The 13668-nt window shown below is 42.0% G+C and carries 14 protein-coding genes; 10 read left to right on the top strand and 4 right to left on the bottom strand.

All coding sequences use genetic code 11. The features are described 5' to 3' along the window. Positions 1 to 104 precede the first annotated feature (104 nt). The 3 genes from BKM63_RS17015 (at position 105) to BKM63_RS17000 (ending at position 1969) form a co-directional block, all read left to right on the top strand. Positions 105 to 320 carry a hypothetical protein gene (locus BKM63_RS17015; RefSeq protein ID WP_071637772.1) on the top strand — a complete coding sequence of 72 codons (216 nt, stop codon included), beginning with the start codon at positions 105 to 107 and terminating at the stop codon, positions 318 to 320. Positions 321 to 419: 99 nt separating this feature from the next. Then, positions 420 to 962 carry a Crp/Fnr family transcriptional regulator gene (locus tag BKM63_RS17010; protein WP_071637771.1) on the top strand — a complete coding sequence of 181 codons (543 nt, stop codon included), beginning with the start codon at positions 420 to 422 and terminating at the stop codon, positions 960 to 962. A 416-nt stretch (positions 963 to 1378) separates the two neighbouring features. Then, positions 1379 to 1969 (top strand): NAD(P)H-dependent oxidoreductase, encoded by a 591-nt coding sequence (locus BKM63_RS17000; RefSeq protein WP_071637769.1) that lies wholly within the window; start codon positions 1379 to 1381, stop codon positions 1967 to 1969. Between the two features lie 418 nt (positions 1970 to 2387). Here the strand turns inward: BKM63_RS17000 and BKM63_RS16995 are convergent, their stop codons facing one another. Further along, positions 2388 to 2921 carry a response regulator gene (locus BKM63_RS16995; protein ID WP_242661171.1) on the bottom strand — a complete coding sequence of 178 codons (534 nt, stop codon included), beginning with the start codon at positions 2919 to 2921 and terminating at the stop codon, positions 2388 to 2390. Between the two features lie 256 nt (positions 2922 to 3177). Here BKM63_RS16995 and dinB point away from each other — a divergent pair, with 256 nt between their 5' ends. The 7 genes from dinB (at position 3178) to BKM63_RS16960 (ending at position 11371) form a co-directional block, all read left to right on the top strand. Continuing rightward, the gene (gene dinB, locus BKM63_RS16990) at positions 3178 to 4362 is read left to right on the top strand and encodes a DNA polymerase IV (RefSeq protein WP_071637768.1); all 1185 of its coding nucleotides are present in this window, start codon (positions 3178 to 3180) and stop codon (positions 4360 to 4362) included. Next, positions 4363 to 7419, top strand: coding sequence for a DNA polymerase III subunit alpha (locus BKM63_RS16985; RefSeq protein ID WP_071637767.1), 3057 nt, complete (start codon positions 4363 to 4365; stop codon positions 7417 to 7419). Between the two features lie 68 nt (positions 7420 to 7487). Next, a complete protein-coding gene (locus BKM63_RS16980) occupies positions 7488 to 8102 on the top strand; it encodes an alpha-ketoglutarate-dependent dioxygenase AlkB family protein (RefSeq protein WP_071638151.1) in 615 nt (204 codons plus the stop codon). Positions 8103 to 8233: 131 nt separating this feature from the next. After that, entirely contained in the window at positions 8234 to 8413 is a 180-nt protein-coding gene (locus tag BKM63_RS16975; protein WP_242661170.1) for a DUF3606 domain-containing protein, read from the top strand. A 4-nt stretch (positions 8414 to 8417) separates the two neighbouring features. Further along, positions 8418 to 8624: a hypothetical protein gene (locus BKM63_RS16970; RefSeq protein ID WP_071637766.1), complete on the top strand. Its 207-nt coding sequence runs from the start codon at positions 8418 to 8420 to the stop codon at positions 8622 to 8624. Continuing rightward, entirely contained in the window at positions 8611 to 8835 is a 225-nt protein-coding gene (locus BKM63_RS16965) for a hypothetical protein (RefSeq protein ID WP_071637765.1), read from the top strand. Before BKM63_RS16970 ends, BKM63_RS16965 begins: the two co-directional genes overlap by 14 nt. A 148-nt stretch (positions 8836 to 8983) precedes the next feature. Beyond that, positions 8984 to 11371, top strand: a complete 2388-nt coding sequence (locus BKM63_RS16960) for an ATP-dependent helicase (protein ID WP_071637764.1) — start codon at positions 8984 to 8986, stop codon at positions 11369 to 11371. Between the two features lie 301 nt (positions 11372 to 11672). On the opposite strand, the gene BKM63_RS16955 is transcribed toward BKM63_RS16960, so the two are convergent. The 3 genes from BKM63_RS16955 to xseA form a co-directional block, all read right to left on the bottom strand. Continuing rightward, positions 11673 to 11921: a hypothetical protein gene (locus tag BKM63_RS16955; protein ID WP_071637763.1), complete on the bottom strand. Its 249-nt coding sequence runs from the start codon at positions 11919 to 11921 to the stop codon at positions 11673 to 11675. Between the two features lie 103 nt (positions 11922 to 12024). Beyond that, positions 12025 to 12231, bottom strand: a complete 207-nt coding sequence (xseB, locus tag BKM63_RS16950) for an exodeoxyribonuclease VII small subunit (protein ID WP_071637762.1) — start codon at positions 12229 to 12231, stop codon at positions 12025 to 12027. After that, positions 12209 to 13645, bottom strand: a complete 1437-nt coding sequence (gene xseA, locus BKM63_RS16945; RefSeq protein WP_071637761.1) for an exodeoxyribonuclease VII large subunit — start codon at positions 13643 to 13645, stop codon at positions 12209 to 12211. Before xseA ends, xseB begins: the two co-directional genes overlap by 23 nt. Positions 13646 to 13668: the final 23 nt, after the last annotated feature.

Raw genomic sequence — 13668 nt, 5'->3', positions numbered from 1 at the left:
TGACGGGTAACATAAACGCCCGAAATAGAAATAAACCCTTAACTTTGCCGTTTATCCTAGGGGGTTTGAAAATTACCACCGCAGATTCTAAGGGAGCATGAGATATGAAGAAATTTGAGATTAAAGGCACCGATGATGGCAAATGGCTGGTATCGCACAACGAGCCTCCAAAATTCACCTGTCTTTTTGAAAATAAGGGGTTCAGTTACCAGAGGACCATCACCGGGCTCACCGATCCTACAGGCGATCCCAAAGAGGTACAGCTACTCCAGAAAATGGAACAGTGGCTCAAGGGATATCATAAAGACAAAATAGACTAAAAGTTACGGCATACTAAAAATGTGCCTCTGACCGCCACTTGGGGCAGTAAGCAAACAGTAGTATAAATAATCCTTTTGGGTTAAATAAAGAATGTATTCATGTCAAAAAAAACACAAACCATCCCCGATAGATGGAGTATTTTCAAACCACTTTTTACTCCAATAGAGGTTCCTGCCAGGACAATCCTGCTGGAAGAAGGCAGCACTTCCAAAACCATGTTTTTCATTGAAAAAGGGTGTTTGAGAACCTGGATAAACAATAACGGGAAAGACATCACAACACAGTTTTTTTTTGAGGGCGGCGGCGTGTCATCCATTGAAAGCTTTATGACAGGCAAACCCAGTCTGTACACAATTGAAAGCATTGAGCCCTGTGTTATCCAAACCATCACGCAGAAAGATTTTCAGGATACGCTGCTGAATTCACCAGAACTAAAAGATAATATAATCGAGCACTTATACTCAAGGCTTCTAAAAAACCAGCAGGTTTTCTTTTCTTATCTAAAAAACACCCCTCAACAGCGTTATGAGCAGCTGCTGGCAGAGCATCCCGAAATCATACAACGTATCCCACAGCATTACATAGCTTCCTATTTGGGCATCACTTCAGTATCGCTTAGCAGGATCCGCAACAGGCGATAAAAAGATTTTTCTTAACAATTGTTATCGATAGTCTGCCGAGTGCTTTACCAATTTTGTGCTTTAATCATCATACAGGGAAATTGCAAGGCTATGATACACGTATTTAAAACATCAGTCAAAAATAAGGCACAAATCAAAAAATTAAAGCCTGCTCTCGATTCAAGCTTCCAGGACATAAAGTGGAATTTTGACCTTGAGGATTGCGATAAAATTCTGCGTATTGAAAGTAAAAAAAACATAGGCAAAAAAGTAGTCAATCTTCTCAGGTCCTATCATTTTGATTGTATTGAACTGGAGTAATCCAGCTTTAATTCATCAAAGACGATTTCGCAGTCTATATTTCTTAACAATTGTTATCGTCCCAATACCTCTTACTCCAGCATCTTTGCATTGTAAATCGTAAACAATTCAAAAAAATGAGAGTAGTTATTGTGTTCAATCACCCCTATGAAAAAAGTTACTGTAACGCCATTTTAGGAGCAGTTACCACTGGACTTCAAAAAGGGAAGCATCAGGTAGATCTTATCCATCTGGATAATGATAATTTCAATCCGGCAATGACTAAAGAAGACCTGAAAGCCTTTGTAGACCATACTCCAATTGATCCTCAGGTTATAGATTACAGCAATCGTTTAAAAAACGCAGATCATTTGATTTTCATATTTCCCATTTGGTGGGATCTGATGCCTGCCATGACCAAAGGATTTATCGATAGGGTTCTCTCCCCCGGTATAGTTTATGACCATCATCCCAGAGGTTTTGGGCTTATACCACTGTTGAAAAATTTAAAAGGTGTAACTATTATCACCACAATGAACAAACCCAGGATAATGTACTCCCTGCTAATCGGAAATTTAATTAAAAAAGCAATGCTTAGAAGTGTTTTCAAAACTATGGGATATAAAAATTTAAACTGGATCAGCCATAACATGGTAAAATCAGTTACTCAAAAAAAGAGAATAAAATGGCTAAATGATTTACAGAAAAGATTTACTGATTTTAGATAAACGTTAATAGCAATAAAAATAAACTTTAAAAAACCGATAAGCCCTATTGCTCTGGATTGTAGCAAACTAGAGTGATACCCCGAAGCATCCCTAGCCCCGATAGAAGAGGAAATCCTTTTGTGCCGGTGTTCGGCACAAAAGATTGTAACGGATAGCGGGATTAGCTCCTAAAAAACATTATTAAATACAATTGACGATGCTCATCATCCCAATTAGATTTTTGCCCATTTGTACATCAAAAAGAGAAAAAAGCTTTATTTCGAAACAGTAAAGAAAGATACGTAAATGATCAAAAACAGCTATTGGGTGAAATTCGATCTTCAGAAACATTATCCTGCCCGCAACCCGCTAATTAAATCGCGTTTTCGATAGCAGCAAGTTTATTAAGGTCACTTATGACTAAACTAAAAAAAAGAAACTAAACCAAAAGAAACTTTTTATTTCCTTCACCCGCCCCAACAAGATCCATCGATAGCACCTCTTCAAGCAAAGATTTAAGCCTCTCAAAACAGCTGGGCTTTACCGCATAAAAAGTAGCACCGAGTTCTGATGCCCTGCGGATATTTTCCGGATCACTGCTTGTGGAAAGCATCACAATATTTACTTCTTTCAGACCTCCGGAAAGATTTCTAATCTCCTGAAGACATTCCAGTCCTGTTTTTCCCGGCATATTGATATCAAGGAAAATAAAATCGGGAAGCTCTGATTCGGAAAGCGTAAGCAGGCTCTCCATTAGATGCATGCCGTCGGGGGCCTGTTTTAGGATAACATCACGCTCAATTTCGCTCAGCGCATCAGCAAAGAACTCCCTGTCATCGCTGTCGTCATCGGCCAGGTAAATAAACCTTTGGGAATTGTAATTTTCAAATGCCATTTTTCTACAATTTACATTAAACAATAAATAGGAAGCTGCTTTGGATAAACAATATTCCAAAGTAAAGGCACGCGTCATTTTAAAACTGCAAAATGATATCCTGAATTTGATAAGGGGATTGTAAAGATAAGGCATAATTCAGAAAAAACACATTAAAAAAATATCTTTTTACCATTTCTTAATCTTGCTGTTTTTTAAAGTTTCCAATATTTACACGCTACCCCACTATCAGAAAAAACTGATTGCATAAATTTGTTCCAAATTAGAACATATTAATTTCAAATATTGTTATTATCTGTACTAATTTTGATTGGTATAAAAATGAGAAAAGAAGATGGAAAGGTCAATTGTACATATCGATATGAATACGTTTTTCGTGTCCTGCGAAAGACTTACTAATTCTGCACTTAATGGAATACCGCTGATTATCGGGGGCGGTGAAAGGGGTGTTGTAGCTTCCTGCTCTTATGAAGCCCGAAGATTCGGGGTGCGATCTGCCATGCCCATCCACATGGCCATGAAGCTCTGCCCGCAGGCCAAAATCATGAAAGGCGACATGGAATTATACTCCAAGCTCTCCCATGACATTACCGAGATCATACAGGAAAAAGCGCCCGTGGTGGAAAAAGCAAGCATTGATGAATTTTATCTGGATATCACCGGCATGGATAAGTTCCATGGCAGCTACAAATGGACAAATGAATTGGCCCAGACCGTCACAAAAGAAACCGGCCTTCCCCTCACCTTTGCCCTTTCGATTAACAAGACCGTATCGAAAATCGGAACAGGAGAAGGAAAACAAAAACAGAATTTAGAGATTCCTGAGCATTTAGTGCAGTCTTTTTTAAATCCCTTATCCATTCAGAAAATACCCATGGTAGGTGAAAAGACCTTTCAGCTGCTATCAAGAATCGGTATCAGAAAAATTGAAACCCTTTCTAAAATGCCATGTGAAGTATTGCAGCAGATGATCGGCAAAAATGGTTCTGAGCTCTGGAAAAAAGCCAATGGTATTGACAATAATCCAGTAGAACCTTATACCGAAAGAAAATCTATTTCCACCGAACATACTTTTTCCCAGGATACTATTGATATGGACAGGCTCAAAAGGGTAATTCTTGGAATGGTGGAAAAACTGGCTTTTCAATTGCGATCTGAAGAGTGGCTAACTTCAACTGTTACTATCAAAATACGATATGCCAATTTTGATACAGAGACCAAACAGTGCCGGGTGCAGTATACCTCAGCTGATCACATCCTGACCAAAACCGTCACGGACCTTTTTGAAAAACTATACCAGCGCCGTATGCGGCTCCGACTGATTGGTGTGCGCTTTAGCGGACTGGTTCGCGGTACCTACCAAATTGATCTGTTTGAGGATACTCAGGAAATGCTGGCACTCTATCAGGCTATGGACCGAATGAAAAACAGATATGGCTTTGACGCTGTAATGCGCTGCGCAGGGGCATCGTTTAAACCCAACAATAAAAATGAAATTTTAAAACGTAAATCAGAATAGATGTATCTCAATTGTCATTCCTTCCATTCCCTTCGTTATGGCACTATTCCCCTTGAGGAGTTGATTTCCCAGGCTGTTGCCTCAGGCGTTAAAGCTATGGCACTAACCGACATTAATACGGTTACCGGAATCTATGATTTTATAAAAGGATGCAAGACTGCAGGCATTAAGCCCATTGTCGGTATGGAATTTCGATGTGAACACAAGCTGCGCTACATTGGTCTGGCTAAAAATGCATCAGGTCTTGCCGAGATGAACCGTTTTCTGACCCGGCATAATTTTGAAAAAACACCTCTTCCCTTTTTGGCACCTGAATTCTCAGATGTATTTGTTATTTATCCCCTGGAGAATGCGCCCGATCTGCTAAAAGAAAATGAATACATCGGCATCCGTCCCGAAGAGCTTCCCAAACTGGTGTTATCGGACTGGAAAAAAAGACAGATCAAAATGGTAATCTTGCAGCCCGTTACCTTTCGTACCAAAAGGGAATATAACCTGCACAGGATTCTTAGGGCTATTGATATGAACCTTATCCTTTCAAGGCTTACCCCTTCTGATTACTGCAGTCCCACCGAAGTGATGGTGCCACTCGAAACGCTATTGTCGTGTTACACCGAATATCCCCAGATTATTTTAAATACCGAGAAAATAGTAGCAAACTGCCATTTTGAATTTGATTTTGCATCGCCTAAAAACAAGAAATTCTATACCAATAACCGCAAGGATGATATGAATCTTCTGACCACCCTGGCAAAGCAGGGCCTGGAATGGCGCTATGGTAAAAATAATGCAGAGGCCAAATCCAGAATGTTCAAGGAGCTGAAAGTTATTGACCAGCTCCAGTTCAGCGGTTACTTCCTGATTACATGGGATATCATCCGATTCAGCAACTCACAGGGATTTCTTCATATCGGAAGGGGAAGCGGAGCCAACAGTATCATCGCCTACTGCCTGGGCATTACCGATATTTGTCCGCTCGAGCTTGACCTGTATTTTGAGCGTTTTCTGAACCTGAACCGCAAGAGTCCTCCTGATTTTGATATTGACTGGAGCTGGAAAGAGCGCGACACCATCCTGGAATATATTTTCTCCCGCTATGGTTACGAGCATGTGGCTTTCTGCGGCACCAACGTGGAATTTAAATACCGTTCCATTTTTCGTGAAGTCGGAAAAGTTTTCGGGCTTCCAAAGGAAGAGCTCGACGCGCTGGCTAAAAACCCTATGGAGCTCCATTCAACAAATAAGGTCGTAAAACAGGTTCAGGAATATGGAATGCTGCTGGAAAAATACCCCAACCAGCGAAGCATGCACTCCTGCGGGATCCTGATCTCAGAAGAGCCAATAACGAATTACACGCCCCTGGAAATGCCTCCAAAAGGTTTTCCCATTGTGCTTTTTGACATGCATATAGCCGAGGACATCGGCCTTGAAAAATTCGATATCCTGAGCCAACGTGGTATTGGCCATATTGATGACAGCGTGAAGCTTATTGAGAAAAACAGGGGTATTCGCCTGAATATCCGTGATACCTCGATGTCAAAAAATGAAGCCAGCTGCAATGCGTTTTTGGGAATAGGTAAAACTATCGGCTGTTTTTATATTGAAAGCCCCGCCATGCGTGGGCTGTTGCGCCGTCTGAAGTGTAACAATTACAAAACCCTTGTAGCGGCATCATCGATCATCCGTCCCGGGGTAGCCCAGTCGGGAATGATGAAGGAATATATTTTTCGCCATAACCATCCCGATAAATTCGAATATTTCCATCCGGTATTCGAGCAGCAGCTTGGGGAAACCTATGGGATTATGGTGTATCAGGAAGATGTCATCAAAATCGCCCTTCACTATGGGGGACTTCCGGCTGCGGATGGGGATATCCTGCGCCGTGCGATGTCAGGCAAAGGAAGGTCGAAAGCCGCACTACAGAAAGTGAAGGATAATTTCTTTGCCTCGTGTAAAGCGCAGGGACATCCGGAAAAACTCAGCGAGGAAATATACCGCCAGATTGAATCTTTTGCCGGATACTCGTTCTGCAAGGCGCACTCTGCTTCCTATGCCGTGGAGAGCTACCAGAGCCTTTACCTGAAAGTGCACTATCCCATCGAATTTATGGTCGCGGTCATCAACAATCAGGGCGGTTTTTACCGGACAGAGGTCTATGTACATGAAGCAAGGATGTCAGGGGCTAAAATTCATAATCCATGCGTGAATAAAAGCGAGTTTGAAACCACCCTTTACGGATCAGATGTCTATCTGGGATTTATGCACCTGCAGAGCCTTGAATCCAAAATCGCGATACAAATACAAACAGAACGGGAACAAAACGGGGATTATAAGTCACTCGAGGATTTTATTAACCGCATTCCCATCGGTATCGAGGGTATACAGATTTTGATTTTTATTGGCGCCTTCCGCTTTACGGGAAAGACAAAAAATCAATTGCTTGTGATTGCCCGGCTTATCATGGTAAATTTCAAGCCCGAGAACCGGAGCCTGATGCTCATTCAGGAGCCGGTCAAGGAATATGAACTGCCCGAGCTGGCGCGCTCTGCCTTTGAAGATGCCTTTGATGAGATCGAGCTTTTAAGTTTCCCTGTTTCCTGTTCGCCTTTTGATCTGCTGCAGACAAAATTCCGCGGTGATGTAATGGCCAAGGATCTTCTGGGGCATCATAAAAAAACAGTCCGAATGCTGGCCTATCTGATCTCGCGCAAACACGTGCCTACCAAGATGGGCGCGATGTATTTCGGAACCTGGATTGACGCCGAAGGAGAGCTTTTTGACACGGCCCATTTCACAGGAAGCTTAAAAGAATATCCTTTCCAGGGAGGCGGCTGTTATCTGCTTCTGGGCCATGTGGAAGTGGATTACCACTTCCCTACCATTACGGTTTCCAAAATGGCCAAGATGCCCTTTATTGCCGATCCCAGGTATTCCAACTCTGATGAGCGGCAGTTTACAGTCCACGAACAGCTGCGGGAAGATGTAAGTATGACCGACCGCCAGCCCTACCCGCAGGAACATGAAATCAACCTGCCAAGGCTGAAGATGACCAATTAATAATACTTTTTTTTTATTTGATTATCAGGTTATGGTTATAAAGTATGTACAATTTAAAACTTATGAAAATGATGCTATTTGATGACACCGAAATTTTTTCATCAGGCAAAGGCGGCAAAAGAACCTTTGACGTCCCTGATGCGGATCTGATGCTGATTGATAATTTTTTCAGTAAGGAAGAATCCGATTATTACTATAATTTTTTATACCATACCACCCAGTGGAGGGAATATGAAATGCCGATGTACGACAAGGTGGTCACGGCGCCCAGAATGATTTCGTGGTATGGGGAGACAAGAAGACCAGAAAGAAAGTCAAATCTCGACTGGCCCTCAGCACTGCTTCAGATCAGGGAGCGCGTGGAGCAGCATACCGGTATTGAATTTAATGCCGTGCTGCTTAATCTCTACAGGGACGGCAGTGATGGTGTGGGCTGGCACAGCGATAAAACCACCAGCACCAACAAGGACATGAACATCGCCTCGGTAACCTTTGGGGAAACGCGCCTTTTTCGTCTGCGCCATAAAACCCTCAAACACATTCCGCCAATTGAGATACCCCTGCACCATGGAACTTTTCTGCTTATGGCAGGACATACCAATACCTATTGGGAACATCAGGTGCCCAAAACAGCCCGGGAAGTGCTGCCCAGGATCAACCTTACCTTTCGTCAGGTGAGATAACCCGAACTGATCCATTTTCAAATGAATTATCTCTGCGTATCATTGCAATCCTGTAAAAATCAGCTTTTATCCTATAACAGGATTCTTTACTTGTTATGGTAACTTTAGATAAACTATTAAATGCAAAAATCATGGATGATAAATCAAAAACAGGAAAAGCAGATGATTCGCAAATCAATATCAATGAATCATATGAGGTGCAGTACTGGTCTGAAAAGTTCAATGTGCCGACAGAAACATTGAAAAGTGCCGTGAGGGCCGCAGGTACCAGAGTAGATGACGTCAGGGATTACCTGGCAGAAAACAACTAATATCATGCCGTGGTACAACGGGGGCTATCCCCCATCTTATAAAAACCAGCCCGCAGAACTCCGGGAAAAGGCTGTCGAGATCGCCAATGCCCTGCTTCAGGACGGCGCGGAAGAAGGCACCGCCATAGCAACAGGACTTAAACAGGCACGGGAGCTACTCAAAAACCATAAGGAGAAAACCGATAAAAGTGAAAATCATGGAAACAAATAAAAACAGACAACAGAACGAGGAAAATACAAACGAGAATGCAAACAGCGCCTACAGCGGTTCGGGAAGCATGCAGCCCGGAGCAGGAACCGGAGAAGCCGGCCGCCTGAATGATTATCAGGAGGATGACCTCAATGATGCGGACAAAAAAAACAATCCTGAGGGAAAAAGTATTGCCGAGGCTACTGACCCTTCCAAGCTATCGGATATTTAACAGTCGTACTATTATGACAGTAAGGGATCTTGAAAAGAATTTAGTATTTTTATGGTAAATTCTTTTCAGGATTTTTTGATTTTATCTGCTTTTAAATAAGCCCGATACGATCCAAAAAACTGTACTATCCCTAAAGAAAAAAAACGAAATGACTGATCCAATTTTAGAGAACCTAAACCAAAAACAGCTTCAGGCGGTGAAAACTACCGAAGGGTATGTACGCGTGATTGCCGGGGCCGGATCAGGAAAAACAAAAGCCCTTACCTCAAGGTTTGCCTATATCGTGGACAGGCTCGGAATAAATTCTTCCAACATACTTTGCGTGACCTTTACCAACAAGGCAGCGCAGGAAATGAAAAAAAGGGTAAAAATGCTCATCGGCGACACCTATGATGTGAGCCTTATCACCACCTACCATGGTTTTTGCGTGCGGTTTCTCCGCGAGGAAATAAACAAGATCCAGTATCCCAAAAATTTTATTATACTGGACGCGGAAGATCAAAAGACGATCCTTCGCGAAGTCTTTAACGAGCTGGATATCAACTCCAAAAACCTGACTTTCAAACAGGTTCTGCAGTTCATTTCCAAATCAAAAGGCACCTCGGATTATTTAAGCTATATTCTGGCCAATAAAAGTTTTGAGGACGAAAAGACCGACAATTTATCCCTGAAAGTATTTCACAAATATCTGGATAAACAAAAGCGGAACTATGCCCTGGACTTTGACGACCTTATACATTTCACTGTATATATACTGACTACTTATAATGAGGTACTTGTAAAGTGGCAGCAAAACATGCATTACATACAGGTTGATGAGGCGCAGGACAGCTCCGACAGCCAGTTTGAGCTTGTGGAAATGCTCTCGCGCATCCATCAGAATTTATTTGTGGTGGGTGATCCGGACCAGACCATCTACGAGTGGCGCGGTGCCAAACCCGAATATCTGGTGGATTTTGATAAAATGTTTCCAAACTGTGAGACTATCATCATGAACCAGAACTACCGCTCTACGCCCAACATCCTGAAAGTTGGGAACCACATTATTAAAAACAACAAAATAAGGGTAGACAAGGATATGATTACCGAGAAGCCCGAAGGGGTTGAAGTGGTCCATTTTCATGGCAAAAATGATTTTGAGGAATCCCTTTGGGTAGCCTCGGAAATCAAGCAGATCCTTAAAACCGAAAAGGCAAACTATTCCGATATCACCATACTGTACCGTGCCAATCATATCTCCAGAAACATAGAGCAGTCCTTGATCAAGGAGAATATCCCCTATACGATTTTTGGAGGTGTTAAATTCTTTGAAAGAAAGGAAATTAAGGATGTTTTATCCCTTTTAAGGCTTATTGTGACCGGCGATAATATTTCATTTCTTCGCATGTTCAACCATCCTTCCCGCGGTCTTGGCAAAAAGTTTATTGAGCGCCTGAGTTATCTGGGACGCGAGCAAAACCTTTCTCTTCTGAAAACCCTTGAACAAAATAGTACAGACAAGGAATTAGCTAAAAAAGGGGCCGCTGAATTTCTGGGTTTGATAGCCGAGCTAAAAGAGCTTGCTAAAACAAAATCCATATCGGATTTGGTCAAAGAGATACTCGAGAGAAGCGGACTGACCGCGTTGTACCGCAAAGACGGTGATGAGGACCGTCTGGAAAACATCAGGGAGCTGGTCAGTTCCATGCTCCTGCTTGAAAAAGAAAATAAAGAGCCTGTCAATGTTGAAGAATACCTGCAGGAAATTGCCCTGTACACCGATTTGGATACCCATAATGAAAATCAGGACAAAGTAAAGCTGATGACTATCCACATTTCAAAAGGACTGGAATTCCCGTATGTTTTCCTTTGCGGTTTCACTGAAGGCGTGCTCCCAAGCGCACTCTCCATAAAAGAACGAAGAAGCCGCGCCATTGAAGAAGAAAGAAGGCTTACGTACGTAGCGGTCACACGAGCCGAGAAAAGATTTTACATCACCGATTCGGAAGGATATAATTTCACCACGGGACTCAATAAATATCCATCTCGTTTTCTCTTTGAAATCAGCGAGGAGTTTTACATCCGTAAAGGAAAACTTAGCCCTGAAATCCTGCAGGCTTCCAAAGTACCGGTTAGAAATTCGGATTCAGGAAATAACGAACTTTTGGGTGTAGGGGATTTAGTTTTGCATGAGGTATTTAAAAAAGGGAGAATCAAGGCGGTCAATCTGGATAAAAACCAATATACAATCGACTTTTTTGAAATTGGCAAGGAAAAGCCAATAGATTTCAATTTCCGCTTTCTTAAAAAAATCACCGATGATTCTTCAGCAGCATCCAATGAGAATGCTGATACAGATACTGCACAGGATTTACAGTCTTATTTGAAATCCCAGAAAAATCCATTTGAAAAGAACATCAATGAACTTTCGGATGCAAAGCCTTCAGAGGATCAGCAACTGATTGAAGATGACAAAGCTGTTCCAAGAGAAAATTTAAGTTCAGACACTGCTACAGATACAGCTATAAGCAAGAATAAAAAATGGTGGAAGTTCTGAAAAATTAAATATCTATTGATACCTTTTGCCTTTATGTCATGGGCAAGCTGCGCCTTTTAGCTGATATTACAATACTGGCTCCTCAGGATCCCTAGCCCCGATAGCAGTGGAAATCCTTTTGTGCCGGGGTTCGGCACAAAAGATTGCAACGAATAGCGGGAAAAGCTCCTAAAAAATAATATTTAATAGTCCTCAATGCTTTTTTAATAGCACAAACAAAATCAAAAAGTGCCCTTATCATTTAAAAGGACACTTTTTTATACTTTTTTTAAAGGTCCCTAAAAATTAAAGCAGACAATAATTAACTAAAAATAGATACACTATCCTCAAGCTGTTCCCTTGCAATAAATGCTGTAATAAATTCACGTACTTCACTGTCAGTCCCACTCTCAATATCAAAAGAATTGATATGAAACTCCTCATCCTGATCCAAAATATGTATGATCTCGGTGTAGCCCTTTGAGATCAGGCTTCCTTTTAATTTGATAATGTTCGACTGCTGCCTGCCGTCCAGCTCTTTTCGAACCTTCAGTTTCATCCCCTTTTCCATTGCAATTATTTTAAATAATACTCGTGCTGTTCGGCATCAAAAATAAAATTATTTACTGAATCCCAATTGAGGATCCTATAAAATAAATTGATAGCTCCATTATTTAGTTCTCAGTATTGTCCATCCTGCTGATGATTTTATTCACTTCCTCTTCTGTGTTTTTAAGCTTGGCCTGGCAGAACTCAATAAGCTCCGAGGCCCTTTTGACTTTTGCAGCCAACACGTCAACTGATATTTCTTCGCTTTCTATTTCTTTTGAAATGGCTGTCAACTCGGACTTTGCCGCCTCATAGGTCAGTTTCTCTTCCATTATATTGTATTTTTTCTTTAACAATGCTTTTAAGTTTAGCATCTTTCAGTATCAATTCTATCTCGTGGCCAGCCTCTATATTCTCAGCGCTGCTGATAATTTTATCGTGAACCTTCACAATTGCGTACCCTTTGCGAAGGATATTCTGCGGGGACATCATCCGGATGCTTTTCTGGTGGTATTCCAAAGTGAGCTTCTCATGGCGAAGATAATCACTCGCCGCATTTTGTATGCTATTTTTTATATTCCAAAAATCATTTTTCTGTTGCTGAAAAAGCATTCTCGGACTCTGCGCCAGCTGCTGTGCAGCAAGGATTAGATTCTTTTGGTGTGTGTACAAAACTTCCCTTGAACTGCTTGTAATCTGATGATTGGTTCGAGTCAGCTCCTCCCCGTGCAGCTGTATAAGTTCCCTTGCATTACGGGAAATGGCGTTTTTAAGCTCATTTAATTCTTTGTAATGGGCGTGAAAAACCTGCTGTGATTTGATGACAATATTTTGCTGGAGCGCGAGTATCCCAAGCTCAAAACTTCGGTTATGGGCAATGATAAACTCAGCGGCCTTGGTGGGTGTCTTGGTATGGGTATGGGCCATCAGGTCCGCTATACTGACATTTTTCTGGTGCCCGATCCCCGTTATTACCGGAATGGGAAACTTGGCCACTGCTCGTCCGATATTGTAATTGTCAAAAATTAGAAAATCAGACTGCGACCCGCCGCCCCTGTTAATCACAACGGCATCGTATGGGATTCCCGTATTATAGATTTCGATGAGTTTATTCAAAAACAGTTTGGCATTGTTATCTCCCTGCACAACGGTATAATAATCATCAATCTGGAAAACGTAACCGAAATCATTATGCAGCATGGTGTGGCGGAAATCCTCATTCCCTGCCGAGCTGCTCGACGAGATTACAGCCACTCTCTGAATTACTGCCGGAAGTTTAAGCCGGTTGTTAAACGTCAAATAACCATCCCCCACTTTCTGGATATAATCATTTTCTTTCACCAGACGCTCCAGGGTGGCATTTCGCTGCTGCTCGAGCATGCCCAGCATAAAATTGCTGTCAATATCCAAAACGCTCACAGACAATCCGTACAGAGGATGATAATCCACGCTTACCTGAACCAGGACGTGAAGGTTATTGGTAAAGGCCTGTCCCGTATTTTTTTCAAACTCCTCAATACGAACGGCTCCCCCGCCCCACGACTTGCCAAGCATTTTTGCTGTTATGGCATTGCCGTTTTGGGCTTTTTCCACCAGCTCAAAATAATGGATCTTTTTATCGGCTTTATAGGAATGATTGGTGATATCGGCCAGTACCCAAAAACGCTGCCCTTCAAAACGCGCACTAATCGTGTCATGAATCATGTCATTAAGCACTGAGAGTCTGATATACTGCCGGGGTTCCATTGATCGGGATTTCATGTGTATGG

The organism is Flavobacterium johnsoniae, assembly GCF_001879205.1.
Lineage (GTDB): Bacteria > Bacteroidota > Bacteroidia > Flavobacteriales > Flavobacteriaceae > Flavobacterium > Flavobacterium johnsoniae_A.
Note: the sequence above shows the minus strand (reverse complement) of the source record. Positions and strands in the feature narration are given on the sequence as shown.

What these genes read in the sequence shown, in the direction of transcription:
- BKM63_RS17015 (WP_071637772.1), top strand. Translation starts at nt 105, where the DNA reads ATGAAGAAATTTGAGATTAAAGGCACCGATGATGGCAAATGGCTGGTA.
- BKM63_RS17010 (WP_071637771.1), top strand. Translation starts at nt 420, where the DNA reads ATGTCAAAAAAAACACAAACCATCCCCGATAGATGGAGTATTTTCAAA.
- BKM63_RS17000 (WP_071637769.1), top strand. Translation starts at nt 1,379, where the DNA reads ATGAGAGTAGTTATTGTGTTCAATCACCCCTATGAAAAAAGTTACTGT.
- BKM63_RS16995 (WP_242661171.1), bottom strand. Translation starts at nt 2,921, where the DNA reads ATGACGCGTGCCTTTACTTTGGAATATTGTTTATCCAAAGCAGCTTCC.
- dinB (WP_071637768.1), top strand. Translation starts at nt 3,178, where the DNA reads ATGGAAAGGTCAATTGTACATATCGATATGAATACGTTTTTCGTGTCC.
- BKM63_RS16985 (WP_071637767.1), top strand. Translation starts at nt 4,363, where the DNA reads ATGTATCTCAATTGTCATTCCTTCCATTCCCTTCGTTATGGCACTATT.
- BKM63_RS16980 (WP_071638151.1), top strand. Translation starts at nt 7,488, where the DNA reads ATGATGCTATTTGATGACACCGAAATTTTTTCATCAGGCAAAGGCGGC.
- BKM63_RS16975 (WP_242661170.1), top strand. Translation starts at nt 8,234, where the DNA reads ATGGATGATAAATCAAAAACAGGAAAAGCAGATGATTCGCAAATCAAT.
- BKM63_RS16970 (WP_071637766.1), top strand. Translation starts at nt 8,418, where the DNA reads ATGCCGTGGTACAACGGGGGCTATCCCCCATCTTATAAAAACCAGCCC.
- BKM63_RS16965 (WP_071637765.1), top strand. Translation starts at nt 8,611, where the DNA reads ATGGAAACAAATAAAAACAGACAACAGAACGAGGAAAATACAAACGAG.
- BKM63_RS16960 (WP_071637764.1), top strand. Translation starts at nt 8,984, where the DNA reads ATGACTGATCCAATTTTAGAGAACCTAAACCAAAAACAGCTTCAGGCG.
- BKM63_RS16955 (WP_071637763.1), bottom strand. Translation starts at nt 11,921, where the DNA reads ATGGAAAAGGGGATGAAACTGAAGGTTCGAAAAGAGCTGGACGGCAGG.
- xseB (WP_071637762.1), bottom strand. Translation starts at nt 12,231, where the DNA reads ATGGAAGAGAAACTGACCTATGAGGCGGCAAAGTCCGAGTTGACAGCC.
- xseA (WP_071637761.1), bottom strand. Translation starts at nt 13,645, where the DNA reads ATGGAACCCCGGCAGTATATCAGACTCTCAGTGCTTAATGACATGATT.